At 64.8% G+C, this 24170-nt stretch carries 20 protein-coding genes; 9 read left to right on the plus strand and 11 right to left on the minus strand.

Going from position 1 to position 24170, the window contains the following annotated elements; translation table 11 throughout:
* Positions 1-40: 40 nt before the first annotated feature.
* Both EDC39_RS09710 and EDC39_RS09715 read left to right on the plus strand, forming a co-directional pair.
* Entirely contained in the window at positions 41-1414 is a 1374-nt protein-coding gene (locus tag EDC39_RS09710; protein ID WP_148896185.1) for a HAMP domain-containing protein, read from the plus strand.
* A gap of 173 nt (positions 1415-1587) precedes the next feature.
* Positions 1588-2346, plus strand: a complete 759-nt coding sequence (locus EDC39_RS09715) for a response regulator transcription factor (RefSeq protein WP_148896186.1) — start codon at positions 1588-1590, stop codon at positions 2344-2346.
* An 88-nt stretch (positions 2347-2434) separates the two neighbouring features.
* On the opposite strand, the gene EDC39_RS09720 is transcribed toward EDC39_RS09715, so the two are convergent.
* The 4 genes from EDC39_RS09720 to EDC39_RS09735 form a co-directional block, all read right to left on the minus strand.
* Positions 2435-3319: an Mrp/NBP35 family ATP-binding protein gene (locus EDC39_RS09720; protein WP_148896187.1), complete on the minus strand. Its 885-nt coding sequence runs from the start codon at positions 3317-3319 to the stop codon at positions 2435-2437.
* A gap of 80 nt (positions 3320-3399) precedes the next feature.
* Complete coding sequence (locus EDC39_RS09725; RefSeq protein ID WP_148896188.1) at positions 3400-5292, minus strand: GldG family protein; 1893 nt, start codon at positions 5290-5292, stop codon at positions 3400-3402.
* Positions 5293-5312: 20 nt separating this feature from the next.
* Entirely contained in the window at positions 5313-6047 is a 735-nt protein-coding gene (locus tag EDC39_RS09730; RefSeq protein WP_148896245.1) for an ABC transporter permease subunit, read from the minus strand.
* A 2-nt stretch (positions 6048-6049) separates the two neighbouring features.
* Positions 6050-6781 carry an ABC transporter ATP-binding protein gene (locus EDC39_RS09735; RefSeq protein ID WP_148896189.1) on the minus strand — a complete coding sequence of 244 codons (732 nt, stop codon included), beginning with the start codon at positions 6779-6781 and terminating at the stop codon, positions 6050-6052.
* Positions 6782-6888: 107 nt separating this feature from the next.
* On the opposite strand from EDC39_RS09735, the gene EDC39_RS09740 reads away from it, so the two are divergent.
* Positions 6889-7356 (plus strand): Crp/Fnr family transcriptional regulator, encoded by a 468-nt coding sequence (locus tag EDC39_RS09740; protein ID WP_148896190.1) that lies wholly within the window; start codon positions 6889-6891, stop codon positions 7354-7356.
* Positions 7357-7372: 16 nt separating this feature from the next.
* Positions 7373-8572: a PP2C family protein-serine/threonine phosphatase gene (locus tag EDC39_RS09745; RefSeq protein ID WP_148896191.1), complete on the plus strand. Its 1200-nt coding sequence runs from the start codon at positions 7373-7375 to the stop codon at positions 8570-8572.
* Positions 8573-8578: 6 nt separating this feature from the next.
* On the opposite strand, the gene EDC39_RS09750 is transcribed toward EDC39_RS09745, so the two are convergent.
* Together EDC39_RS09750 and pepN are read right to left on the minus strand one after the other, a co-directional pair.
* A complete protein-coding gene (locus EDC39_RS09750) occupies positions 8579-9514 on the minus strand; it encodes a GGDEF domain-containing protein (RefSeq protein WP_148896192.1) in 936 nt (311 codons plus the stop codon).
* 58 nt (positions 9515-9572) lie between these two features.
* Complete coding sequence (gene pepN, locus EDC39_RS09755; RefSeq protein WP_148896193.1) at positions 9573-12221, minus strand: aminopeptidase N; 2649 nt, start codon at positions 12219-12221, stop codon at positions 9573-9575.
* A gap of 131 nt (positions 12222-12352) precedes the next feature.
* Here pepN and EDC39_RS09760 point away from each other — a divergent pair, with 131 nt between their 5' ends.
* The 5 genes from EDC39_RS09760 (at position 12353) to EDC39_RS09780 (ending at position 18041) form a co-directional block, all read left to right on the plus strand.
* Positions 12353-13195, plus strand: coding sequence for an ion transporter (locus tag EDC39_RS09760; RefSeq protein WP_148896194.1), 843 nt, complete (start codon positions 12353-12355; stop codon positions 13193-13195).
* Positions 13196-13629: 434 nt separating this feature from the next.
* A complete protein-coding gene (locus EDC39_RS09765; RefSeq protein ID WP_148896195.1) occupies positions 13630-14331 on the plus strand; it encodes a response regulator in 702 nt (233 codons plus the stop codon).
* Between the two features lie 10 nt (positions 14332-14341).
* The gene (locus EDC39_RS09770; RefSeq protein ID WP_148896196.1) at positions 14342-16135 is read left to right on the plus strand and encodes a sensor histidine kinase; all 1794 of its coding nucleotides are present in this window, start codon (positions 14342-14344) and stop codon (positions 16133-16135) included.
* A 69-nt stretch (positions 16136-16204) separates the two neighbouring features.
* Positions 16205-17287 (plus strand): chorismate synthase, encoded by a 1083-nt coding sequence (aroC, locus tag EDC39_RS09775; RefSeq protein ID WP_148896197.1) that lies wholly within the window; start codon positions 16205-16207, stop codon positions 17285-17287.
* A 58-nt stretch (positions 17288-17345) separates the two neighbouring features.
* The gene (locus tag EDC39_RS09780; RefSeq protein WP_148896198.1) at positions 17346-18041 is read left to right on the plus strand and encodes an SDR family oxidoreductase; all 696 of its coding nucleotides are present in this window, start codon (positions 17346-17348) and stop codon (positions 18039-18041) included.
* Between the two features lie 42 nt (positions 18042-18083).
* On the opposite strand, the gene EDC39_RS09785 is transcribed toward EDC39_RS09780, so the two are convergent.
* From EDC39_RS09785 to EDC39_RS09805, 5 genes are all read right to left on the minus strand, one after another.
* Complete coding sequence (locus EDC39_RS09785; RefSeq protein WP_148896199.1) at positions 18084-18533, minus strand: hypothetical protein; 450 nt, start codon at positions 18531-18533, stop codon at positions 18084-18086.
* Positions 18530-19597 carry a type IV pilus twitching motility protein PilT gene (locus EDC39_RS09790; protein ID WP_148896200.1) on the minus strand — a complete coding sequence of 356 codons (1068 nt, stop codon included), beginning with the start codon at positions 19595-19597 and terminating at the stop codon, positions 18530-18532. The genes EDC39_RS09785 and EDC39_RS09790 overlap by 4 nt, the downstream gene beginning before the upstream one ends.
* 229 nt (positions 19598-19826) lie before the next feature.
* Entirely contained in the window at positions 19827-21248 is a 1422-nt protein-coding gene (locus EDC39_RS09795) for a carbon starvation CstA family protein (RefSeq protein WP_148896201.1), read from the minus strand.
* Between the two features lie 356 nt (positions 21249-21604).
* Positions 21605-22315 carry a two-component system response regulator BtsR gene (btsR, locus tag EDC39_RS09800; protein ID WP_148896202.1) on the minus strand — a complete coding sequence of 237 codons (711 nt, stop codon included), beginning with the start codon at positions 22313-22315 and terminating at the stop codon, positions 21605-21607.
* Positions 22312-23991: a sensor histidine kinase gene (locus EDC39_RS09805; RefSeq protein WP_148896203.1), complete on the minus strand. Its 1680-nt coding sequence runs from the start codon at positions 23989-23991 to the stop codon at positions 22312-22314. The genes btsR and EDC39_RS09805 overlap by 4 nt, the downstream gene beginning before the upstream one ends.
* Between the last annotated feature and the right edge of the window lie 179 nt (positions 23992-24170).

A 24170-nucleotide genomic window follows, 5' to 3' on the forward strand; every position in this document is an offset into this window, starting at 1 on the left:
CACAGTGGAAACGGCACTTTCATGTGATAAGACTTGAAGCATGCGGCTTGCCCTCAAACATCAGATCATCCTGGCGCCGGCCATCGTTCTGCTGCTGATGAGCCTGCTTCTGGGCTTTCTCCAGTACTCCTACTGGGATCTTTCCCTCAAGCGCCAGGCGTCCCGCAAGCTGACCACTCTCTTCATCGCTCTGGCGGAAGCGAATCTGGCCAGTCAGCGCATGCAGGCCCTGGCGGTGCGCTTCAGCCGGCTGGAGATTGTCGATGTCAGCCGCCTGGAGGAGCTGGCCGAGCTGCACAAGCATCTGAAGGGGGCGGCGAAACGGATTCTCGATCTGGTCACCCTGTCGGACGAGACGGAGAAGATATGGCGACAGGCGGTCGAGGATCTCGATCCGGAGCAGGGATTCGACAGCCGGCGCTTCCTCGACGCCCTCAACCGACTGCGACCCGAGCTGGAGAAGCTGTCGGAGCTGATCCAGAATGAACGGGAGCGGCTGCGGGATGTGCACAACCAGGACATCGACGCCCTGGTGGCGCGCACCACATTCGTTTCCATCGTCGTTCTCGGCTTTTCCATCCTGCTGGGCATCTTCCTCTCCCTCACCCTGGCGCGACGGATTCTGCGCCGCATCCAGTACCTGTCGGAGAGTGCCGGCCGCATCGCCCGCGGCGACCTGACACCGCCGAAGGCTCCCGAGATGGTGCGGGACGAACTGGACGCCCTGGCGCTCTCCATCAATCACATGACCGAAAAACTCATCCGGGTGGTCGGCACCGAAAAGCTGCTCGAAGGGGCCGAGGAAGAGCGGCGGCGCATCGCCATGGACATCCACGACCAGACCCTGGCCGATCTTTCCTCGGTACTGCGTGGCCTGCAGGAGCTGAAACAGCGGCCGGACCCGGACCGGCTGGCCCAGCTGGAAGCGGAGCTGCAGAAAACCATGTCCAGCCTGCGCGAGGTGATGAACAACCTGCATCCGCAGAGCCTGGAGATTCTCGGGCTTGGTGCCACTCTCGAGGCGCACGTCGAACAGCTGCAGGCCAAGGACGGCGCCATGAAGTATCATTGTTATATCCAGCCGGAGCTGCAGGATCTGAAACTTCCCCGTCTGATCAGCCTGACCCTCTACCGGGTGGCGGTGGAGGCCCTGCACAACGTCATCAAGCACGCTCGCGCCAGTCGCTGCGAAATCTGTCTGGAAAAACGGGGACAAGGGCTGCTGCTGGTGGTCGAGGACAATGGCATCGGCATGCCCCGCCAGGTAGCGGGGCATGGGCGGGGCCTGAACAACATCCGGGAGCGGGCCAGGGCCATCGGGGCCAGGGTCGAATGGAAGACGTCGCGTTTTTCCAGCGGCACCCGCTTCGAACTGCTGCTGCCGCTCGCCGCGGCGGGGCAAAGTGAGACCTGAATCAATGTGTTCATCTCCGGCGAATAGCACAATTCATTGACCTGCCTGCACTTGGCAAAAATCACCGGCGAACCTGTGGGGGCGCCTCAGATTTTTGCCAACCGCTTTCAGGCCAGGCACTTGCGCTCTTCATCCGGCATGAATCCACTGATTCAGGTGAGTGAGAGGAGATCATGGACAGAGTGAAAATGAACATCCTGATCGCCGAGGACAATCCGAAGGATTTCGAATTTCTCGAAAAGATGCTGGGAGAATGGGACCTCGAGCTGCAGCTGCAGCGGGCGCAGGACGGTCTGAGCGCCCTGGAGCTGGCGCTGGAGATGGATCTGCCGCTGGTGATCAGCGACATCCAGATGCCGCAGATGAACGGCATCGATTTTGCCCGCGCCCTCTGGCAACGGCGCCCCGACGCCCGCATCGTCTTCTGGAGCCAGTACAAGGACGAGATGTACGTGCGTTCGCTGGTGCGCATCGTTCCGCCGGAGACCGTATATGGCTACATCCTCAAGTCGAACACATCGGACCGCATCTCCACGGCCATCCGCACCGTGCTGCTCGACGAGCAGTGCTGGATCGATCCGGAGGTACGCAAGGTGCAGGGGCGGGCGGGCCATGCCCAGACAGCCCTGTCCGACATCGAGTACGAGGCGCTGGTCGACATCTCCCTGGGCCTGACCGACAATCTCATCGCCCAGCGGCGCTACCTTTCCCGGCGCGGGGTGCAGAGCCGGCTCAACTCTCTCTACAGCAAGCTCGGTGTCGACCAGGAGCAGTTTCAGGCCGAAAATGTCGGTGATGCCTTCAACCTGCGCAACCGCGCCGTCGCCGTCGCCCTGCGGCGCGGCCTGGTCAACGCCTTCGAGCTGAAGCACGAGGAAGAGGAGTTCCAGTCCTGGCTCAAGCGCTTCCGGGCGACCCGCAGGACGAGCTGACGCGGGCAGGGCCGGCAGGAAAGAAAAAACGAAGGGGCTGTTCCGGTTGTCCGGAACAGCCCCTTCGCCGTCTGGAGGTTCGTTTCGCTCAGGCGGCTTCCGTCAGCCGCTTCAGGGCGCTGCGCGCCACGTGGCGCAGGGCCTCGGCGGCGATGCTGTCGGCATGCTCGAGCAGAAAGGGGCGGCCGCTGTCGCCCGACTGCACCAGCCGCGGATCGAGGGGGATGCGCCCCAGAAAGGGGATGTCCATCCGGCCGGCCAGCCTTTCGCCGCCGCCGCGACCGAACAGGTCGGTCACTTCGTTGCAGTGGGGACAGACGAAACCGGCCATGTTTTCGATGACGCCGATGATGTTCATCTTCAGCTGCCGGGCGAAGCTGACCGATTTTTCCACGTCGACCAGGGCGACGTCCTGCGGCGTGGTGACAATGACCGCGCCCGCGCCCTCGCCGAGAAGCTGCGCCGCCGACAGGGGCTCGTCGCCGGTGCCGGGCGGGCAGTCGATCACCAGGACATCGAGCGGTCCCCAGGCGACGTCGGCGAGAAACTGCTGGATGGCGCCGTGCTTCATCGGCCCGCGCATGATCATCGCCTGGTCCCGGCTTTCCAGCAGAAAGCCGATGGACATGACCCTCAGCCCCTGAAAGTCGAGGGGCAGGATGCCCTCTTCGCCCATCTGTGGCCGCTGGTCGGACATGCCGAGCATGGTCGGCAGGCTCGGTCCGTGCAGGTCGACGTCGAGCAGGCCGACCGCCTTGTCCTCGGCGGCCAGCGCCAGGGCGAGGTTGAGGGCGGTGGTGCTCTTGCCGACGCCTCCCTTGCCCGACATCACCAGGATCTTGTGTTCGATGCGGCAGAGGTTGCGGTTCAGCCGCTGGCGCATCTGGAACTGCTCGTCGCTTTCTCCCTGCTGCCGGTTGCGGGCGCTGCAGGAGGAGACGCCGCAGCTGTTGCAGTCGCTGTGATCGGTCATGGTCGAGGTGACTCCTCTCGGATATGGATTCTGTTCCTCCTGAATCTAGGCCACCCGGTGTGCCGGGGTCAACCTCCGGCTCATTCCCGGGAGCGCCTGAGGATCCAGGCGACGAAGGCGACCAGGGTCAGCAGGCCCGGAACCAGGCCGATATTGAAGGCCTTGATCGTCGTTTCCAGTTCTTCGATATCGGCCCGCAGCTGGTACTGGACCTGCCGCAGCTGTTTGCGGATGCGCACCTTTTCCGCCAGGAACTTCTCCACTTCCCGCTCCTGTTCCGGGGTCAGGGTGGTGGAGCCGCTGTCCTGCCGCTTGCGTTGCAGTTCGTTCAGCCGCGACTCGGTTTCGCGCAGCTTGCGGCTCAGCTCCTGCTCCTTGGCCCGGAAGCGCATTTCCGCCTTGCGCTGCAGTTCGGCCAGCAGGGTGAACGGACGCTGGTAGCTGCCGCGGCTGCGGACCGAAATCAGGTCGGGACTGCCGCCGAGCGCCTCGAGGGCGTTGGCCACCAGGTCGGCGTTGGCGGCGGTGGGGATGGCCAGGGTCCGGCCGAAGAAATTGGTGCTCTGCACCCAGAACTTGTCCTGCAGCAGGTCGGAGTCGGCGACGACGATGAGGTGAACCGGTCCCTTGCTGCGCGACAGGTGCTCCGGCTTTTTTTCCTTGTCGGATTCGTCCTTCTTGCCGGAGGAGGTCTTTTCCTTCTCCTGTTTCGGCGGCCCCTGCACGAAGGCGCTTTCGATTTCGCCGCTGATGCGCGCCGCCAGGACGAAGGACTCGCCGGCCGGTTTGAAGTCGGCGAGCAGGCCGGCCGGGTCGGGAGCGAAGGCGATGCGGGCGGCGTCGATGAGCATCGCCTCGTCGCTGCTTCGGACCAGGGGGGTGAAGGTGGTCCTGGCGCCCTCGACGGGGCTGAGCGCGCCGGCCGTGGCCATGGTGATGTTGCCGAGCTGGCTGGTCACCACGTCATCTTCGGACAGCGAGGCGGGGCCGATGTTCAGCCAGGGCAGGTAGTTCACCTGTATGATACTCCGCCGTCCCTGGTAGTTGACCTTGAGCGACTGGGCCAGGTCGCCGACGACCTTGCCTTTTTCCAGTCGCACGCCCCAGCTGGCGAGCATGCGCTCGAAATCCTCGTTGGGACTCAGCGCCCGTCCCGGATCGCCCTGGATGGAGGCCTCGCTCAGGGGATCGGCGAAGACCAGGGCCTTGCCGCCGCGCAGGATGAACTGGTCGGCGGCGTACAGGGCGTCAGCCTCGAGGTAGGCGGGATGCACCAGCATCAGGACATCGACCTCCTCGGGAACCGGTTCGCCGTTTTTCGGCAGCATCCGCACCTCGAACTGTTGCCGCAGCTGGTCGACGATCAGCCAGGGCGGCTGCATGCGCAGGCTCATGCCGCCGGAAAAGCCGCCGTCGATCGGCGCGCCGGAGAGGATGCCGACGACCAGCCGCTTGGGATGGGCGAGCTGGTAGATGAGCTGGGTCAGGTCGTATTCGAGGAAACGCTCCCGTTCCGGCTGGAAGAAGGGGATGGTCTTGTGGCGGCCGTCCAGCTCGCCGACAAGGCCGAAGTAGAGGTTTTCCGCGCCGTCGCCGAGCGGAATCCCCTGCAGGCCGAAGCGCACCGCGTCGTCCTCGGCCTCGGAGAAGGGTTCGGGGTCAATGCGCTGCAGGCGGATATTGTCGCCGGCCAGGGCGGCGTATTCGTCGAGCAGGCTGGTGACCCGGTCGGCGTAGGTGGCCAGGCCGGGAGCCTTGCGGATCGCCTGCCGGCTCAGGTAGAGCCTGAGGGTCACCGGCTTGTCGAGGGCGGCGAGGATGTTGCGGGTTCCCTGCGACAGGGTGTTCAGGTGCTGTTCGGTCAGGTCGATCCGCCAGCCGCGCAGCCCGAAGGCGGCGGCCAGGTTGAGCAGAACGAAAAGCAGCAGGGCGATGAGCAGCCCGCTGCGCGAAAGCAGGCGTTGATGCGTCATGGCGTTCTTCCTCCTTCCTCTCAGTCGGCCTTCTTGCGGCAGATCACCCAGGCGCCGAGATACATCCAGACGGCGATGAAGCTGATGAAGAAGACCAAATCCTTCAGATCGAGGATGCCCTTGGTGATGCCCAGATAGTGGTTGTAGAAGCTGAGAGCGGCGATGCCGTTCAGCACCGCCTCCGGAAGCCAGGGGCGGAAGAAGTCGAGAACGATGGGAAAGCCCGCCAGCAGAAAGGCGAAGCAGGCGATGGTTGACAGGACGAAGGCGATGACCTGGTTGCGGGTGGTCGCCGACAGGCAGGAGGCGACCGCCAGGTAGGCGCCGGCCAGCAGCAGGCTGCCGAGATAGTTGGCGAAGATGACGCCGTTATCCGGGTCGCCGAGAATGTTGACCGTGATCCACATGGGAAAGGTGAGGGCCAGCGACAGGGCGATCATCAGCCAGGCGGCGAGGAACTTGGCCAGCACCGCTTCGACCATCGAGACCGGCAGGGTCAGCAGCAGCTCGACGGTGCCGGTCTTGCGCTCCTCGGCCCACAGCCGCATGCCGAGGGCCGGCACCAGCAGCAGAAAGAGCCAGGGATGCCAGAGAAAGAAGGGCTGCAGGTCGGCCTGTCCCCGTTCGAAGAAGCCGCCGAGGTAGAAGGTGAAGATGCCGGTCAGGGCGAGAAAGATGACGATGAAGACATAGGCCAGCGGAGTGACGAAGTAGCCGGCCAGCTCCCGTTTGCACAGTGCCTTGAGATGGTTCATCCTCATGCCGCCTCCTCCTTTCTGCCGGTCAGGCTGCGGAACATGGCGTCGAGGCTGTCGTATCCCTGCCGCAGCTGCTCCGGGGTACCGTCGGCGACGATGGTCCCGCGGTCGATGATCATGGCCCGGGTGCAGATGGCGTCAACCTCCTCGAGGATGTGGGTCGAGATGATGATCGCCTTGCGGTCGGCCATTGAGCGCACCAGCTGCCTCACTTCATGTTTCTGGTTGGGGTCGAGGCCGTCGGTCGGCTCGTCGAGAATGAGCACGTCCGGATCGTGCAGGATGGCCTGGGCCAGCCCGACCCGGCGCTTGAAGCCCTTGGACAGGGTTTCGATCGGTCGCCGCCAGACCTCCTTGAGATGGATGGTTTCGGCCAGCTCCTCCAGCCGGTTCCTCTTTTCGGCGCCGCTCAGTCCCCGGATGCCGGCGATGAAATCGAGGAAGGCCGCCGGCGTCATTTCCGGATAGAGGGGAGCGCCTTCCGGCAGGTAGCCGAGCCGCGCCTTCGCCTCCACCGGGCGGGCGGTGATGTCGATGCCGCAGATGCGGGCGGCGCCTGAGGTGGGGGGGAGGAAACCGGTGAGCATCTTCATGGTGGTCGACTTGCCGGCGCCGTTCGGTCCGAGGAAGCCGAGGACCTCTCCCTTGCCGACCCGGAAGGAGATGTCGTTAACGGCGACCAGGGAGCCGAATGCCTTGCGCAGGGCGTCGGCCTCAATGTAGCATTCCATGCTGAACCTCCTGTGTGATGGGATCGGGTTCGTAGCGGAAGGCCAAACGGTGAAAAATTAATCCTCCCCCAGGCTACTGTCAAGGCGGGGAGGCGCGATGGAAAGGGATGGAAATGGCGGATGCCGGAAACTGGTGCGAGAAGCTGCGCGAGGAGCTGAGCTTTCACTTCCTGACGCCGGAAGAGACGGCGGAGCTGGCCTCCTGGCTCGACTGCCGGTCGGTCGCGCCCGGCGAGGTTCTGTGGCGGCAGGGCGATGTCTGCGCCGGCGTGGCCTTCATCGTCTCGGGGCAGATCGAGGTGCGCCAGCCGACCTCCTTCCCCGACAAGAGCGTCATCGTCGCCCTGCTGGGGCCGGGCAGCTTCGTCGGCGAATTCTGTCTGCTGCAGGAGTCGGAACGGTTCGTGACCGTCGCCTCGCGCGAGGGCGCCGAGCTGCTGGTGCTGTCGCGCCGCCGGTTCGAGCAGCTGGCGCAGGACCGGCCCCGGCTGGCCGTGCGGCTGATGCAGGGGATGCTGCTGACGGTCTCCCGGCGCCTGGGACAGGCCTACGAACGGCTGGCGGCCTTTTTCTGAGACTGGAGCGGAGACGATGCACGACGCCGTTTCCGGCCGGAAGTCGCCGGCCGACATTCTTCTGGTTCATCATCCGCGGACGGAACCCGGCGCGCTGGCCCGCACGCTGCGGAAGGCCGGCCACCGGGTGCGGCACTGCACTTCGCTGGCCGCGGCCCGGCAGGCCCTGCGCCGCTTTCCGGCCTTGCTGATGCTCGACCTGGAACTGCTCGAAACCGACCCGGAGCCGGCGGCGGCTCTGGGTGAGGAGTGTCGGCTGGCTGGTACCGATTGTCTCTGTTTCGGCGCCGACGGTGGCGAACCGCCGCCGCTGCCGGCCTGGGCATCCGGCCGCCTGCATGCTCCCGACCGGGCGGAGTGCCTGCTGGAGCAGGTGCGGCTCAGGCTGAGGCTGCGGGAGCTGGCGCGGCAGAACGAACTGCTGCTCGACCAGTTGGCCGAGCGGGAGATGGCCCTGCGCGAGGGCCTGAAATCGGCCGCCGCCATCCAGCAATCCCTGCTTCCCCGGCAGGCGCCGTGCCAGGAGGCCTTTCGTTTCGCCTGGCGGTTCCAGCCCTGCGAATCGGTCGGCGGCGACCTGTTCAACCTGCTGCAGATCTCGGAAGACCAGCTGATGGTCTACCTGCTCGACGTCAGCGGCCACGGGGTGTCGGCGGCGATGGTCACGGTGTCGGTCTACCAGAGCCTCTCCCTGCACACCGGCCGGCTGATCAAGCAGCGGCTGGACCAGCCTCCCTTCTTTCACCTGCAGACGCCGGCCGAGGTGCTGACCGAACTCGACAGGGAATATCCCTTCGAGCGCTTCGAAAAGCTGTTCACCATCGCCTACCTGCTGCTCGATTCGGTCACGGGCGAGGTCCACTACTGCAACGGCGGGCACCCACCGCCGTTGCTGTTGCGCCGCGACGGTGGCATCGAACGCCTGGACGCCGGCGGTCCGGTGGTCGGCCTTGGCGGTCTGCTCCCCTACCGGGACGCCAAGGTGCATCTGCGGCCGGGCGACCGGTTGCTCCTCTATTCGGACGGGTTGACGGAATATCCTTCGGCCGGCGGGGAGCTGTTCGGCGAGCAGCGGCTGCTGCAGTGCCTGGCCGGGACGGAAGGTCTGGATCTGGACGGGCTGTGCGAGCGGATTCTGCAGGCGGTGGCGGCGTTCGCGCCGGTGGTGCGGCCGCCCGACGATCTGACCCTGCTCGCCGTCGAATACCGTCCCTGAGCGGTTTCAGCAGCCGGCAACGCCGTCCCGGCCGGCGGCCTTGACCCGGTACATGGCCCGGTCGGCCAGCTGGATCAGCCGCTCGGGGGTGCGGGCGTCGGCGGGAAAGGCGGCGACGCCGAAGCTCGCCGTGATGCGAAGCGGGCCGCTGCCGCCGAAATCGATGGCGTGTTCGGCCAGTTCCTTGCGTAGTTTTTCCGCCAGGGTGAGGGCGCCGACCTTGCTGGCCGACGGCAGCAACAGCATGAATTCGTCGCCACCGTAACGGCAGGCGAGGTTGACCCGCCGGGTGTGGGTGCGAAGAAAATGACCGATCTCCTGCAGTACCCGGCTGCCGACCAGGTGGCCGTAGCGGTTGTTGACTTTCTTGAAGTGGTCGAGGTCGAAGAAGATGATGGACAGATCCTGCCCGTAGCGGCGGGCGCGCTCCATTTCGTATTCGACCAGTGCCCGGAAGTGGCGGGCATTGTACAGTCCGGAGACCTCGTCGGTGATGTTCTGCTGTTCGAGGCGGCTGCGCGTCTCGACCTGTTCGATGGCCGGACCGAGAAAGCGCGCCAAATCGTCGAGCCGCGCCAGGGTCCGGGCGTCGAACGCTTCGACCCTTTCCAGCAGCAACAGCCCCGCCGGCCGGTCGTGGGATGGCAGGGGGAGCCAGCAGCGGCCGGGGGAGCCTTCCGCCTCGACCAGGGGCCGGTCCGCGCCGGCGAGCTGCGCCAGGCGGGCCGGCTCAACGCTCCGGGATTTTGGTACGGCCTCTCCTTCCGTGTCGAGCGGCAGCAGGACACCGTCCAGGCCGGTCAGCCAGAGCCTCCAGCGGGCGACGGCGAACAGGAGCGGCAGTTCCTTCGCCAGCACCTCGACGACGTCCTCCCGGCGGCGGCAGGCGATGAGCCTCTGCCCGAGGCCAAGGAGCTTTCGTTCGGCGCTTTGCCCGCTCATGGCGCGTTCACCCTTCGCTTGCTGTCCTGGTCCGTTATCCTGTCAGTCTATCTCAGATTCAGGCCTTTGTTTCGGCCGCCAGCGCCTTGTCGACGATCTCCAGCACGTCGCTTGAATGGCAGCCGGCGCGCAGGTATTCCAGTTGCTGCCGCATCAGCTCCCGCCGCATCGGCTCCATCCGCCGCCAGCGGTTGAAGGCGCTCACCAGGCGGGCGGCGACCTGGGGATTGAGCCGGTCGAGTTCCGTCACCCGTTCGGCCACCAGCCGGTAGCCGGCGCCGTCCGGGCGGTGGAAAGCCGCCTGGTTGGCGTGGGCGAAGGTGCCGAACAGGGCGCGGCAGCGGTTGGGGTTTTTCAGCTTGAAGTCGGGATGGGCCGCCAGGGTCGCCACCCGTTCCAGGGTCGCTTCGCCGGGAGCCGCCGCCTGCAGGGCGAACCACTTGTCGACGACCAGGGCCTCGCTCCGGTAGCGGCGGTGAAAGTCGGCCAGCAGGGCGTCGGCCGCCGGGGAAGCGCTGTCGACCAGGGCGCGCAGGGCCGCCAGCCGGTCGGTCATGTTGTCGGCGGTGTGGTACTGTTCCTCGGCCAAAGTCTGGCATTCCGGTCGCCCGGACAGGAGCAGCCAGGTCAGGCAGAGGTTGCGCAGGCTGCGGCGGCTGGCCTCTTCAGGGGCGTAGCGGTAAGGGGCCGTGTCGGCCAGTTGCCGGTAGAGGCGGCGCAGATCGTCGGCCAGGGCGCCGGCGACCCGCCCGAGGTAGAAGCGCCGCGCCCGGTGGATGGCCCCGGGATCGACTTCGTCCACCTGTTCCGCCAAGTAGGTTTCGCCCGGCGGCGTCAGCAGCTGGGCGCGCAGGGCCGGGGTCGCCCGCTCGTCGAGCAGGGCCTGCCGCAGGGCGGCGACCGGCAGCGGAACGCGCTCCGGGTCGTCGCCGGAGCGGAAGCGGTCGGTCAGCTGCAGCAGAGTGCGGGTCGCCAGGGTCTGGCCGGCGTCCCAGCGGCAGAAGGGATCGCTGTCGTGGGCCAGCAGAAAGGCGAGATCCTCGTCCCGGAAGGGGCAGTCGAGGACGACCGGGGCGGAGAAGCCGCGCAGCAGTGAAAGGACCGGTCTTTCCGGCAGGTTGATGAAGACGAAGGTCTGCTTCTCTTCCCGCAGCTCCAGCACCCGCTCCGTCGCCGGCGCGGCGGTGTCGCCTTCCAGGCGCAGGGGCAGCTCCCGCCCGGCACGGTCGAGCAGGGCCAGCCGCACCGGCAGGTGGAAGGGCAGCTTCTGCGGTTGGCCGGGCGTCGGCGGACAGCTTTGGCGCAGTTCGAGGATGAAGCGGCCGCTGTCAGCTTCGTAGCGGCCGTTCGCTGTCAGCCGCGGGGTGCCGGCCTGGCTGTACCAGCGGCCGAACTGCGCCAGGTCGCGCCCGCCGGCTTCGGCCATGCAGGCGAGAAAATCGTCGCAGGTGACCGCCTGCCCGTCGTGGCGCGTGAAGTAGAGGTCCATCCCCCGGCGGAAGCCGTCGGTGCCGAGCAGGGTCTGGACCATGCTGATCACCTCGGCTCCCTTGTGGTAGACGGTCATGGTGTAGAAGTTGTTGATCTGCCGGTAGCTGTCGGGTTGTACCGGGTGGGCCATGGGGCCGGCGTCCTCGGGAAACTGGCTGTTGCGCAGCAGGCGCACGTCCTCGATCCGCTTGACGTCGCGATGGACCTGGTCGGCGGAGAACTCCTGGTCGCGAAAGACGGTCAGCCCCTCCTTCAGCGACAGCTGAAACCAGTCGCGGCAGGTGATGCGGTTGCCGGTCCAGTTGTGGAAGTACTCGTGGGCGATCACCTCCTCGATCGCCTGGTAGTCGGCGTCGGTGGCGGTGTCGGGGCGGGCCAGCACGTACTTCGAGTTGAAGACGTTGAGCCCCTTGTTCTCCATCGCTCCCATGTTGAAGTCGTCGACCGCCACCACCATGTAGATGTCGAGGTCGTATTCGCGGCCGAAGCGCTCCTCGTCCCAGCGCATCGCCTTTTTCAGCGCCTGCATGGCGTGACCGACCTTGTCGCGATGGTGGTGTTCGACGTAAAAGCGCAGGGCCACCTCCCGACCGCTGGCGGTGGTGAAGCTGTCGCCGATTTCCGCCAGGTCGCCGGCGACCAGGGCGAACAGGTAGCAGGGCTTGGGAAAGGGATCCTCCCAGGTGACGCCGTGGCGGCCGTCAGCCAGCTCTTCGCGCCTGATCGGGTTGCCGTTGGCCAGCAGCACCGGCCACTGCTTCCGGTCGGCGACGATGCGGGTGGTGAAGCGGCTCAGCACGTCGGGCCGGTCGGGGAAGAAGGTGATGTGGCGAAAGCCCTGGGCTTCGCACTGGGTGCAGAAGGTGCCGTTGGAAAGGTAGAGCCCCTCCAGGGCGGTGTTGGCAGCGGGATCGATGCGGACGGTCGTTTCCAGCACGCACTGCGCGGGAAGGTCGGGAATGGTCAGTCCTTCGTCGTCGTGCCGGAAGCGGTGCGCCGGCAGTTTCGTGCCGTCGAGGCGGATGGCGACCAGCTCCAGTTGCTTGCCGTCGAGAAAGAGCGGCTCGCCGGGGCAGTCCGGCCGGCGTCGCAGGTGCAGACGGCCGGTGACCTCGGTCGCCCGCGGGTCGAGATGGAAATCGAGCTCGACGCGGTCGACCAGCCAGGGATAGGGGCGATAGTCGCCGCGGTGAAAAATCCGGGTGTCGTCAGCCATGCAGCTCCCTCTTTTATTGAATGCGTTTTGCCGCCAGCATACTGCAGGCGGCGGCGAATGAAAACCGCCTTGACCGGCTGGTCTGCAAGACACCTTACGTTGTGTTATCCTGAACGGCATCAGGAGGAGCCATGCCGCTGAAGCCGCGTCCGCAACCGCCGCCGAGACCCGATGCCGCGGGCATCCGGCACCGGCTGCACACCATCATTTTCGAGGCTGACACCTTTGCCGGCCGGCTGTTCGATCTGGCGCTGATCGGATGCATCCTGGCGAGCGTACTGGTGGTGATGCTCGACAGCGTCCCGTCCATGCAGCTGCGCCACGGCCGGCTCTTTCTCGTCCTGGAATGGGCCTTCACCCTGATGTTCACTCTCGAGTATCTGCTGCGGCTGTTCTGCATCGGGCGACCGCTCAGGTACGCGCTCAGTTTCTACGGCGTGGTCGATCTGCTCTCCATCGTCCCCACCTATCTCAGCCTGCTGCTGCCGGGCAGCCAGTATCTGCTCACCATCCGGGTGCTGCGCATCCTGAGGATCTTCAGGGTCATGAAGCTGGTGCAGTACGTCGGCGAAGCGGAGCACCTGGTGCGGGCCCTGCGGGCCAGTGGAAAGAAGATCACCGTCTTTCTCTTTGCCATCGGCTCGCTGGTGATCATCTTCGGTTCCCTGATCTATCTCATCGAGGGGGAAAAGGCCGGTTTCGGCAACCTGTTCGAGGCCTGCTACTACGCCATCGTCACCCTGTCGACGGTCGGTTACGGCGACCTGACGCCGCAGACCCCGCTGGGCAAGGCCATCTCTGCACTGATCATGATCCTCGGCTACAGCATCATCGCCGTGCCGACCGGCATCGTTTCGGTCGAACTGGCCCAGGCGCGCAAGCTGAAGATTTCGACCCAGGTCTGTCCCGACTGCAGCGCCGAGGGGCACGATCCTGACGCCGCCTTTTGCAAGTACTGCGGCAGCCGGCTCTGATCGCGGCGGCCCGGAGTGTCGGAATCCCGACACCCCCGGTTTGTAACCTGTTGAATTTCAACAAGCTCGGTTCTGGCACGAAACTGGCTTAGGTTTCAAGGCAAACGGGCTCTTCCTCTGCGACGATCCATCAACGCAGACAGATCGAGGCTCCGGACTGAATCGTGGTGAGCAGGCCCGCCCAGGCAAGCGGGAAGCCTGAAGCGGTTATCCGGGGTGAAGACCTGAAACACTGGATGGACCACACGGGAAGAGCTCCCCTCCTATCTCCTTGACGAAAGCCCCGCCGACCGGCGGGGCTTTCGTGTCTGGGGCGGCAACGGGATAGGCAGAAAGATGTTTCCGGGGTATGATGCCGAGGGAGCAGGCCCCTGCCGGGTGCCTGCCCTGTCGACAATCTGCGGCTGCCGGCTGCGGTGGTCCGGAGAGGACGGATGGCGAAGGAGCACATTCTGATCATCGAGGACGAGGAAGACCTTCTCGCCCTGGTCCATTTCAACCTGTCCCGCGAGGGTTACCGGGTCAGCGCGGCCCAGACCGGGGAGGAAGGGCTGGAGCTGGCCCGGCAGCGGCCGGACCTGGTGCTGCTCGACCTGATGCTGCCGGGAGTCGACGGTCTCGAGGTCTGCCGCCGGTTGCGGCAGGACGACGCGACGCGCGAGCTGCCGATCGTCATGATGAGTGCCCGGGGCGAGGAGGCGGACGTTGTCAGGGGGCTGGAACTCGGCGCCGACGACTATGTCACCAAACCCTTCAGCATCCGGATTCTGCTGGCCAGGGTGGCGGCCGTGCTGCGCCGGCGTGGTACCGCCGCTCCGCAGGAACAGGAAGTCCTGGTGCACGGCGAGCTGGAGATCCATCCCGGCAGAAACGAGGTGCTGGTCGCCGGCCGGCCGGTTTCGCTGACCTACACCGAGTTCCGGGTGCTGCACCTTCTCGCCAGCCGTCCCGGCTGGGTCTTCACCCGCGGTCAGATCGTCAATGCCGTACGCGGTGAGGACCACGCCGTCACCGACCGGGCCGTCGACGTGCAGATCGTCGGTCTGCGCCGAAAGCTCGGAGCCTGTGGCGGCCTGATCGAGACGGTGCGCGGCGTCGGCTACCGCTTCCGGGAACCGGGCCAGCCGGCAGGATAGGGACGGATCCATGGCCGCGCGCAGACTCCTCTGGACGCTTTTTCCCGCCTTTCTGCTGGTCATTCTCCTCTCCCTGGCCGGCGGCACCTGGTATGCCTCCCGGGTGTTGCGCCGGTTCCACCTCGAACAGACGGCGGCCACCCTGCTGGCCCGGGCGCGGCTGGTCGACTACCAGCTGGCCGGCCGGATCGACCGGATCGAGCGCCTGTGGATCGACCATCTCTGCAAGGAGCTGGGCCGCCGTTCTGGCAGCCGTGTCACCGTTGTTCTGGCCGACGGTACCGTGCTTGGCGATTCGGACGAAGATCCGGGGCGCATGGACAACCACGGCACCCGGCCGGAGATCCTTTCGGCCCTGTCCGGGCGGGTCGGCCGGTCGATGCGTTTCAGTCACACCATCGGCCAGACCATGCTCTATGTCGCCATTCCCGTCGCCCGGCAGGAGAAGATCGTTGGCGTGGTCCGGGTGGCGGTGCCGATGACGGCGGTGAACGAAACCCTGGCCGGCATGCGCTGGCAGATTCTGACCGGCGGTCTTGTCGTCGCCCTGCTGGCGGCCCTGATCAGCCTGCAGGTCGCCCGTCGCCTCAGCCGTCCGCTCGAGGTGATGAAGGCGGCGGCGCACAGCTTCGCCGACGGCGACCTGAGCCGGCGCATCCCGGGGCAGGGGACGGTGGAGATGCAGACACTGGCCGAGTCGATGAACCGGATGGCGGAACAGCTCGACGGCCGCATCCGCATGGTCCTGGAGCAGCGCAACGAGATCGAGGCGGTACTCGCCAGCATGGTCGAGGGTGTGCTGGCGGTGGACGCCGAGGAGCGTCTGCTGCGCATCAACCGCGCCGCCATCGACATGCTGGGCCTGTCCGGCACCGGCTTCGCGGGCCGGCCGCTCGAGGAGGTCATCCGCCGGGTCGATCTGCAGCGTTTCGTCCGCCGCGCCCTGGAGAGCGAGCGGCCGGTGGAGGCCGATCTGGTCGTGCGCGGCCATGAAGACCGTTACCTGCAGGCGCACGGCACCCGGCTGGCAGGGGCGGATCGCAAGCGCCAGGGGGCGGTGGTGGTGCTCAACGACGTCACCCGGCTGCGGCGGCTGGAGAGAGTCCGCCGCGATTTCGTCGCCAATGTCTCGCACGAGCTGAAGACGCCGATCACCGCCATCAAGGGATTCGTCGAGACCCTGGAGAGCGGCGGGGTCGACGACCCGCACGAGGTGCGGCGCTTTCTCGGCATCATTCACCGCCAGGCCGACCGGCTCAACGCCATCATCGACGATCTGCTGCAGCTGTCGCGCCTGGAGCAGGAGTCGGGGGGGCAGAGGATCGAGCTGGCGGCGGTCGCCGTCGCCCCCGTTGTCCGGGCGGCGGTTCAGGATTGCGAAATGCAGGCGCTCCGGGCGAAGGTGAAGGTGCATTGCGAGCTGGTGGAGAACCTGGTCGCCCGCGTCAATCCGCAGCTACTCGAACAGGCGGTGTCCAACCTGGTCGACAACGCGGTCAAGTACAGCCCGGCCGGAAGCGAGGTGCGGGTACGGGCCTTCGGCACCGAAGACGGCATTTGCATCGAGGTGGCGGACCGGGGCTGCGGCATCGCCGCCGAACATCTGCCGCGCCTGTTCGAGCGCTTCTATCGGGTGGACAAGGCGCGCAGCCGCAAGCTGGGCGGCACCGGCCTGGGGCTGGCCATCGTCAAGCATATCGCCCAGGTGCACGGCGGCCGGGTCGGGGTCGAGAGTGCACCCGGCGAGGGGAGCCGTTTCTGGATCTGGCTGCCCGCGACCGATGCCACCGGCGGTCGCGCCTGAATCGGCCGTCCTTTTCATTTCCCCCGGTTCCGCTATAATGGGCTCCACTCCAAAGACGAGGAGCCTTTCATGTCCAGCAGTTTCGGGACCCTCTTTCGGGTCAGCACCTTCGGAGAATCCCACGGCATCGGTGTTGGCGCCGTTGTCGACGGCTGTCCCCCCAATCTCGAACTGAGCGAGGCCGACATCCAGCCGCAGCTCGACCGGCGGCGTCCCGGTCAGTCCGATCTGACCACGCCGCGCCAGGAGGCGGACCGGGTGGCGATCCTCTCCGGGGTGGAAAACGGCCTGACTCTCGGTACGCCCATCGGCCTGCTGGTGCGCAACAAGGATCAGCGCCCCGGCGATTACGGCGAGATGAGTCAGGTGCCGCGCCCCTCGCACGCCGACTACACCTACCAGGTGAAATACGGCATCCGCGCATCCAGCGGCGGTGGCCGGTCCAGCGCCCGCGAGACCATCGGCCGGGTGGCGGCCGGGGCGATTGCGGAAAAGGTTCTCCGCCAGTTCTGGGGGGTGGAGATCGTCGCCTGGGTCAGCAGCATCGGCAGTGTGCGCTGCGGCGAGGTCGACGTCGAAACCCTGGACCGCCGGCAGGTCGACGCCCACATCACCCGCTGCCCCGACCCGGAGGCGGCCGAGCGTATGGCCGAGACGGTACGCGAGGTGCGCGACGCCGCCGACTCGATCGGCGGGGTGGTCTCCTGCGTCTGTCGCAACGTCCCCGCCGGCTGGGGAGAGCCGGTGTTCGACAAGCTCGAGGCGGAGCTGGCCCGGGCGATGCTGTCGCTGCCGGCGACCAAGGGCTTCGAGATCGGCTCCGGTTTCGCCGGCACCGAACTGCTTGGCTCGCAACACAACGATCCTTTCGTCGCCCGTCAGGGGCGTCTCGGGACGCTCACCAATCACGCCGGCGGAGTGCTGGGAGGAATCTCCAGCGGCGAACCGCTGCTCTTCCGTGTCGCCTTCAAGCCGGTGGCGACCATCGGCAAGAGCCAGCGGACCGTCGATTTCGCCGGCAAGTCGGCCACGCTTGAGGCCAAGGGGCGCCACGACCCCTGCGTGGTGCCGCGCGCCGTGCCCATCGTCGAGACCATGGCGGCGCTGGTGCTGGTCGATGCCGCCCTGCGCCAGCAGGCGCGGCAGCTGTAGCACGGAGTTCCAGGTTTCGGGGTAAACTGATGGGAAACCTTTGCCACGGAGGTTTCCCATGGCCGAGACCATTCTGATCACCGGTGCCAGCCGCGGCATCGGCTACGAGCTGGCGCGCCGGTTTGCCGGGATGGGCTGGCAGGTGCTGGCCTGCTGCCGCAACCTCGGGCAGGCGGACGAGCTGCAACAGCTGGCGCAAAAATGCCCGCGGGTCGAACCGCAGGATCTGGATGTCACCGACCAGGCCGGCATCGACAGCCTGGCGCATCGGCTCGCCGGGCGAGCCATCGACATCCTGTTTCACAATGCCGGCCTGTTCGGATCGCGTGAGCAGCTTTTTGGTGCCACCGATGTTGAGGACTGGCTCCAGGTCTTTCGGGTCAACGTCATCGCGCCACAGAAGCTGACCGAGGCTTTGGTCGACAACGTTGCCCGATCGAGGCGCCGCATCATCGCCGTCATGGGCAGCCAGCTCGGCAGCCTGACCGACAATCTCAGCGGCGGCTGGCCCATCTACCGCAGCAGCAAGGCCGCCGTCCACATGGTGGTGCGTACGCTGGCCTGCGACCTGAAAGAGCGCGGCGTCGTCGTGGTGGCCTTTCACCCCGGCTGGGTGCGTACCCGTATGGGCGGGCCCGAGGCACCGCTGGAGCCGGCGGAGTCGGCCGCCGGCCTTGCCCGGCAACTGCTCGCCCTGGAACCCGGGGATACGGGCAGCCTGATTCACCAGGATGGCCGCCGTCTCCCCTGGTAGGTTCCAGAGCCGGATGGCCGGAGCGTACCGGTTCGGGGGGATTCAGTCGTCGACCAGCTGCAGGAAGGCGGGATTGACGTAGATGACCCGGTCGGGCTGCAGGCAGGTGAGAAAGCGCACCTTCTGGTTGAGAAAGTCCTTGACCCGCCCCCGGCTCTCGGGGAGGTTGACGAAGATGTCGGCCACCAGCGAGCGGCCGTCACCGAGAATGAAGCGCACCCGATGATGTTCGCCCAGGGTGAGCATGCCCTCTTCCTGCTCGCTGCGCGCCACCGTTACCGAGACCACCCGGTCGAGATTGACCAGCACCACCTGTGTCGGGGTGCGCACCGGGATGAAGCACTCCTCGTCGTTGAGCAGTTCCCCCACCCGCTGCCTGCCGCCGTGCCGGGAGCTGACCATCTGCAGAAACAGTTCCCCCCTGAGTACTTCGCCGTTGCCCAGATGTAGCGTCGCTGCCATCGCCTCGGTAGCCAGCCGTTGCTCGCTCATGGTTTAGCCTCCTTGAGCAGGGGCGCGAACTGCGCCTTGTTGAGCGCGAAGCGGTAGGCCTCCTCGGCGCTGATGCGTTTCTTCTGCAGCAGTTCCTGCAGCGCCTGGTCCATCAGCTGCATCCCCTCGTTCCTGCCGGTCTGGATAATCGACGGAATCTGGAAGGTCTTCCCCTCGCGGATCAGGTTGGCCACCGCCGGGGTGACGCTGAGAATCTCCATGGCGGCGCAGCGCTTGCCGTCGACGGTGCGCGGCAGCTGCTGGGCGATCACGCCCTTGAGCGATTCGGCCAGCATGGTGCGGATCTGCTCCTGCTGGTTGGTGGGAAAGACGTTGATGATGCGGTCGACGGTCTTGGCGGCGCTGCTGGTGTGCAGGGTGCCGAAGACCAGGTGCCCGGTCTCGGCGGCGGTGATGGCCAGCTCGATGGTTTCGAGATCGCGCATCTCGCCGACCAGAATGATGTCGGGGTCTTCGCGCAGCGCCGCCTTGAGTGCGGCGGCGAAGGAGAGGGTGTGGTGTCCCACCTCGCGCTGGTTCACCAGGCTCTTCTGGCTGATATGGACGAACTCGATCGGGTCCTCGATGGTGAGGATGTGCTCGGCACGGGTGCGGTTGACATGGTCGATCATCGCCGCCAGGGTGGTCGACTTGCCGCTGCCGGTCGGTCCGGTGACCAGCACCAGTCCCTTCTTGTGCTCGGTGAAACGCAGCACCACCTCCGGCAGTCCCAGCTGTTCGGCGCTGAGGATTTCGGTCGGGATGATGCGGAAGACGCCGCTGGTTCCCAGGCGGCCGCGGAAGATGTTGGCTCGAAATCGCGCCTTGAGGGGGGGAACCTCGTAGGCGAAGTCGAGGTCGTGGTCCTGTTCGAAACTTTTGCGTTGCGCATCGCTCATGATTTCGTAGAGCAGCGCCTTGCAATGCTGGCTGGTCAGGACCTGGTTGACCACCGGCTGCAGCTCGCCGCTGACCCGCATCAGGGGGGGATTCTGCGGCGAGATGTGCAGGTCGGAGCCACCCCGGTCGCGCAGGATTTTGAACAGTGCGTCAATTTTCGCCATCCGGGATCCTTGTCCAGATTGGGTTTGGTCCGTGCCGCCCGGTTGGACTGCCAAGGGGCGACGAAGCCTGTCTCCTTTATCGGCGTGGCCGGGACAAAAATTTACTGTCGAATGCGAAGGGTTCCGATCCTTGAACTGTGTCCTGTGTCCTGTCAACGGGAGAGAGGGGCACAGGGAAAGGCTGGCGGGGCGCCAGGCCTTTTCTGGCGCCCCGTGCAGGAGAAGCAATTCAGTTTTCGGCGACCATTTTCTCGACCTTCTTGCTGCTGAATTTGAGCAGGAAGGCCAGCAGACTGACAAGGGCGGCGGCAAACCCGAGCGAGGTTGCAATCGGCAGAGACAGAGCAAAGCCGATTTTGGCGTAGGCCAGATAGGTGACTGACACGGCGGTCATGAAAGCGGCTGGTAGAGTGGCGATCCAGTGGCTCTTCTGCTGTTTGATCAGGTAGGCAGCGCCGGCCCAGAGGACAACAGTCGCCAGGGTCTGGTTGGCCCACCCGAAGTAGCGCCAGATCAGGCCGAAGTCGGCGCGTGAGATCAGAAAGCCGATGGTGAACAGCGGAATCGCCAGCAGCAGGCGTTTGCCGATCTGCTGCTGGGGCAGCTTGAGAAAGTCAGCGATGATCAGGCGTGCGCTGCGGAAGGCGGTGTCGCCCGAGGATATCGGCAGGATGACCACGCCGATGATGGCGAGCAGACCACCTGCCGGACCAAGCAGGGTGGTGGAGATGTCGTTGACGACGAAGGCGGGGCCTCCCTTGGCCAGGGCGGCATTGAGGGCATCGGCCCCTTGGTAGAAGGACATGCCGAGGGTCGCCCAGATCAGGGCGATGACTCCTTCACCGATCATGGCGCCATAAAAGAGCGGACGGCCATGTTTTTCGTTGCCAACGCAACGCGCCATCAGGGGCGATTGGGTAGCATGAAAGCCGCTGATGGCGCCGCAGGCGATGGTGATGAACATCAGTGGCCAGAGGGGCAATCCTTTGGGATGAATGTTGCTCAGGGTTGCCTGCGGGAAGAAGTGGTAACCCTTGACGATCAGGGCGGTGGTCAGTCCGATCGCCATGAAGATCAATACCGCGCCGAACAGGGGATAGATGCGGCCGATGATTTTCTGGATCGGCAGGATGGTGGCCAGGAAATAGTAGGCGAAGATGACCGCCACCCAGACAGGGGCCGTCCAGCCGCTCAGGTTGCCGAGCAACTTGGCCGGGCCGAGAACGAAGACCACCCCGACCAGCAGTAGCAGGACGATGGAGAAAATCCGCATGAACTGGCGGAAGAAACTGCCGAGCTGGTCGCCGACGACGTCAGGGACACTTTTTCCTTCGTGTCGCAGCGAAAGCATGCCTGAAAAGTAATCATGGACCGCTCCTCCGAAGATGCAGCCGATGACGATCCAGATCAACGCCGACGGCCCGTACAGGGCCCCCAGAATCGGCCCGAAAATCGGGCCAAGGCCCGCGATGTTGAGCAACTGGATGAGCCAGATCTTTCTGGGGGACATTTCGACGTAGTCGACCCCGTCCGCCATGCTGTGGGCCGGAGTGGGGCGGTTCGGGTCGGGTCCGAAGACAGTATCGACGGTTTTGCCGTAGATGACGTAGCCCAGCAAGAGTGCTGCGACGCAAGCGAAAAAGTAGAGCATGATCAGGCCTCCTGACAGATGAATTTTGTCTCAGACTATCTTCAGGGGGGAGGGGGAAGAAAGGGAGGAGCCACCGACCGGCAGGATAATCTCGTGTCCGGTTCTTTTGTGTCAGCAAACGGTTGCCGGTGTCGAGATCTGGGGCGAAAGGGACCGTCTGCGTTCATGCTCCGGGCGGGCCCGTTTTAGACATGAGCGTTCGTTGTGAAACTGGCGATTGTGCGGCAGGTCAGGCCTGGTACAGCGAGCAGGTTTGCAGACTTACGCTGATGTTCTGTCGAAACGCAGGGAGCGAGCACGGCATGAAGTGATGGACAATCGACGGTTGCGGCAGAAGGTCTGATGAATAGTCCGGGTTAGAGCCCGAGCGCCTGTTTGAGCTGCCTGAGATAGCGGCGGCTGACCGGAAGCCTGGTTCCGCCATGAGTGAGGATTTCGCCAAGGCCGCCCTCAAGCAGGCTGATTTCGTCGATTTTTTCGATATTGACCAGATACTGTTTGTGACACTGAAGTAGTTGCGGTGAACGGGCCAGAACCCTGAGGGTCAGTTCGGTGAAGAAGGAGCCGTCCTCTGTGTGCAGATGGATGCCGCTGGCGTCGGAGCGGACGTAGTCGATGTCTTCGGGGGCGATCAGTTTGATCCGCTTTCCTTTCAGGCAGGGAATGCGCTTCAATTCAGGGAGCCGGTGGCGAGGTTCGGCATTGTTGCCGAGCAGCTCCTTGAGCTTGCCCACGGTTTTGGCCAACCGTTCGGGGGCGACCGGTTTGAGCAGGTAGTCGAGGGTCTTTTCCTCGAACGACTGCAGGGCGTAGTCGTCATAGGCAGTGACAAAGACCACGTGCGGCATCAGTTCGCTGTCGATCATGCTCAGCAGGGCGAACCCGTCGACGACTGGCATGGCGATGTCGAGAAACAGGACCTGCGGTTGAAATTTGCGGATACTGCGCAGCGCCTCCAGGGCGTTTGCACAGGCAGGGAGCAGTTCAAATTCCCCCGTGGCTTCCAGCAGGGCCACCAGCTCCTCGCGGGCGTGTTTTTCATCGTCGACCAGCAGGGCACGAATCATGGTTTCTGTCCTTCCGGTTTGGGCAGTCTGACACAGGCTCTGGTCCATTGGTTCGGCCGGCAGTTGAGGCTGACCCCGTAGGAGGGACCGTAAAGGTTGCGGATGCGTTTGTCGACCAGGGCGATACCGATACCACTCTGCCTCCCCTCTTCACAGTAGCTGGCGGCATTGTCCTCGACAATGATTTCCGCGAAATCGTCCCGCAGCCGGGCGCTGATGGCGATGCGTCCTCCCTCCAGCAGGTTGGCGATACCGTGCTTGACGGCGTTTTCGACCAGTGGCTGCAGGGTGAAGACGGGTATCTGGAGCTGCTCAAGTGCCGGGTCGATATCGAAACTGACCTGCAGCCGGTCGGCGAAACGCGCTTCCTCGATTTTCAGGTAGGACTGCACATGGGTCACTTCCTCGGCGAGGCTGGCAAGTTCACCGGTGCGTTTGAGATTTTTGCGTAGAAAGGTAGAAAGATGCAGCAACAGGCTGCGTGCCTGTTCGCCATCGCGGGCCACGATGGCACGAATGGTATTCAGGGCATTGAACAGGAAGTGCGGGTTGATCTGGGCCTGGGCCAGGCGCAGCTCTGACTGCAGCAACAGATTTTTCTGGTCCTGAAAACGGCTGCGCAGCAACTGGTTGGAAAAGAGATGGGCAAGCCCCTCACCCAGGGCCCGGTTGATGTTGAGGAAGAGTTTCTGTTTCGGCTCGTAGAGTTTGATGGTGCCGACCACTTCCTCGTCGCACATCAAGGGGACGATCAATGCCGACCCGAGGGGACAGTCCTTGTTGATGGTGCAGGTGAATCTGCGCTGGTGGCCATCGGCGAAGACGACTCGCTTTTCCTGCATGGCGGTTTTGCACAGTGGCGACTGTACGGGGTCTCCCGGCAGGTGGTGGTCGGCCCCCTGCCCGATGAAGGCCAGCAACTTGGTGGTGTCGGATATGGCAACGGCGCCGACGCCGGTCTCCTGGTAAATGACGCTGGCAATCTGGGTGGCCGTCCGCCGGTTGAATCCATGGCTCAGCAGGTCCAGGGTTTTTTCAGCGATCTTCAGGGCTTTGGCGCTGGAGATGACGCCTATTCGGTCACGCACGCTTTTCTGGTCGCGAATGATGCTGATGAACAGTGCCGCGCCCACTGAGTTGGCCAGTATCATCGGCAGGGCGATGGTGCTGACCAGGGAATAGGCATCCTGCCAGGGGCGTGACAGCAGCAGGATGACGATCATCTGCAAGGCTTCGGCGGCGAAGGTTGTGGCCAGGACGACTGTTGGACTGAATCGTTTGTCTGCCAGGTTGTGCCGTGTCAGATGTCGGTGGACCAGCCCGCCGATCAGCCCCTCGAGGGTGGTTGAGATGCCGCAGGAGAGGGCCGTGAACCCTCCCAGGGCGTAGCGATGCAAGCCCCCGGTCAGGCCGGTTGCCAGACCCAGTCCTGGACCGCCGATGATGCCGGCCAGAACCGGTCCTATGGCACGGGTATTGGCAATGGCCCCCTTGACCGGCAGTCCGAAGTAGGTTCCGAGAATGGAGAAACTGGAGAAGATGAGATAAAGTAAGAGCTTCTGGCGGAATGGAAGGACTTCCGAGGTCAGAGGCCGAAAGGCAGGGGATTTGGTAAACAGATAGGCGATCACGACGAAGACCGACATCTGTTGCAACAGGGCGATGATCAGAGGCATGGACAAGTCCTTGCTTGTTGTTCTTTTTCCTGGTTTCCCGGAGTTGGTCGGTAGTGTCGTTGTCGGGCTGTGCAAGCCTAGAACCAACCTCGGACCTGGTAAAGGTTTCTGCCTGTAACCGGTTGTTTGCAGTTGCTGACCGGTTGGTGTCCGAGCAGATTTTCAACCGCGGAAAAGGA

It is taken from the genome of Geothermobacter ehrlichii, assembly GCF_008124615.1.
Lineage (GTDB): Bacteria > Desulfobacterota > Desulfuromonadia > Desulfuromonadales > Geothermobacteraceae > Geothermobacter > Geothermobacter ehrlichii.

Bases quoted from the DNA above. Each gene is read 5' to 3' on its own strand.
- EDC39_RS09710 (WP_148896185.1), top strand. From the start codon at position 41: ATGCGGCTTGCCCTCAAACATCAGATCATCCTGGCGCCGGCCATCGTT.
- EDC39_RS09715 (WP_148896186.1), top strand. From the start codon at position 1,588: ATGGACAGAGTGAAAATGAACATCCTGATCGCCGAGGACAATCCGAAG.
- EDC39_RS09720 (WP_148896187.1), bottom strand. From the start codon at position 3,319: ATGACCGATCACAGCGACTGCAACAGCTGCGGCGTCTCCTCCTGCAGC.
- EDC39_RS09725 (WP_148896188.1), bottom strand. From the start codon at position 5,292: ATGACGCATCAACGCCTGCTTTCGCGCAGCGGGCTGCTCATCGCCCTG.
- EDC39_RS09730 (WP_148896245.1), bottom strand. From the start codon at position 6,047: ATGAACCATCTCAAGGCACTGTGCAAACGGGAGCTGGCCGGCTACTTC.
- EDC39_RS09735 (WP_148896189.1), bottom strand. From the start codon at position 6,781: ATGGAATGCTACATTGAGGCCGACGCCCTGCGCAAGGCATTCGGCTCC.
- EDC39_RS09740 (WP_148896190.1), top strand. From the start codon at position 6,889: ATGGAAATGGCGGATGCCGGAAACTGGTGCGAGAAGCTGCGCGAGGAG.
- EDC39_RS09745 (WP_148896191.1), top strand. From the start codon at position 7,373: ATGCACGACGCCGTTTCCGGCCGGAAGTCGCCGGCCGACATTCTTCTG.
- EDC39_RS09750 (WP_148896192.1), bottom strand. From the start codon at position 9,514: ATGAGCGGGCAAAGCGCCGAACGAAAGCTCCTTGGCCTCGGGCAGAGG.
- pepN (WP_148896193.1), bottom strand. From the start codon at position 12,221: ATGGCTGACGACACCCGGATTTTTCACCGCGGCGACTATCGCCCCTAT.
- EDC39_RS09760 (WP_148896194.1), top strand. From the start codon at position 12,353: ATGCCGCTGAAGCCGCGTCCGCAACCGCCGCCGAGACCCGATGCCGCG.
- EDC39_RS09765 (WP_148896195.1), top strand. From the start codon at position 13,630: ATGGCGAAGGAGCACATTCTGATCATCGAGGACGAGGAAGACCTTCTC.
- EDC39_RS09770 (WP_148896196.1), top strand. From the start codon at position 14,342: ATGGCCGCGCGCAGACTCCTCTGGACGCTTTTTCCCGCCTTTCTGCTG.
- aroC (WP_148896197.1), top strand. From the start codon at position 16,205: ATGTCCAGCAGTTTCGGGACCCTCTTTCGGGTCAGCACCTTCGGAGAA.
- EDC39_RS09780 (WP_148896198.1), top strand. From the start codon at position 17,346: ATGGCCGAGACCATTCTGATCACCGGTGCCAGCCGCGGCATCGGCTAC.
- EDC39_RS09785 (WP_148896199.1), bottom strand. From the start codon at position 18,533: ATGAGCGAGCAACGGCTGGCTACCGAGGCGATGGCAGCGACGCTACAT.
- EDC39_RS09790 (WP_148896200.1), bottom strand. From the start codon at position 19,597: ATGGCGAAAATTGACGCACTGTTCAAAATCCTGCGCGACCGGGGTGGC.
- EDC39_RS09795 (WP_148896201.1), bottom strand. From the start codon at position 21,248: ATGCTCTACTTTTTCGCTTGCGTCGCAGCACTCTTGCTGGGCTACGTC.
- btsR (WP_148896202.1), bottom strand. From the start codon at position 22,315: ATGATTCGTGCCCTGCTGGTCGACGATGAAAAACACGCCCGCGAGGAG.
- EDC39_RS09805 (WP_148896203.1), bottom strand. From the start codon at position 23,991: ATGCCTCTGATCATCGCCCTGTTGCAACAGATGTCGGTCTTCGTCGTG.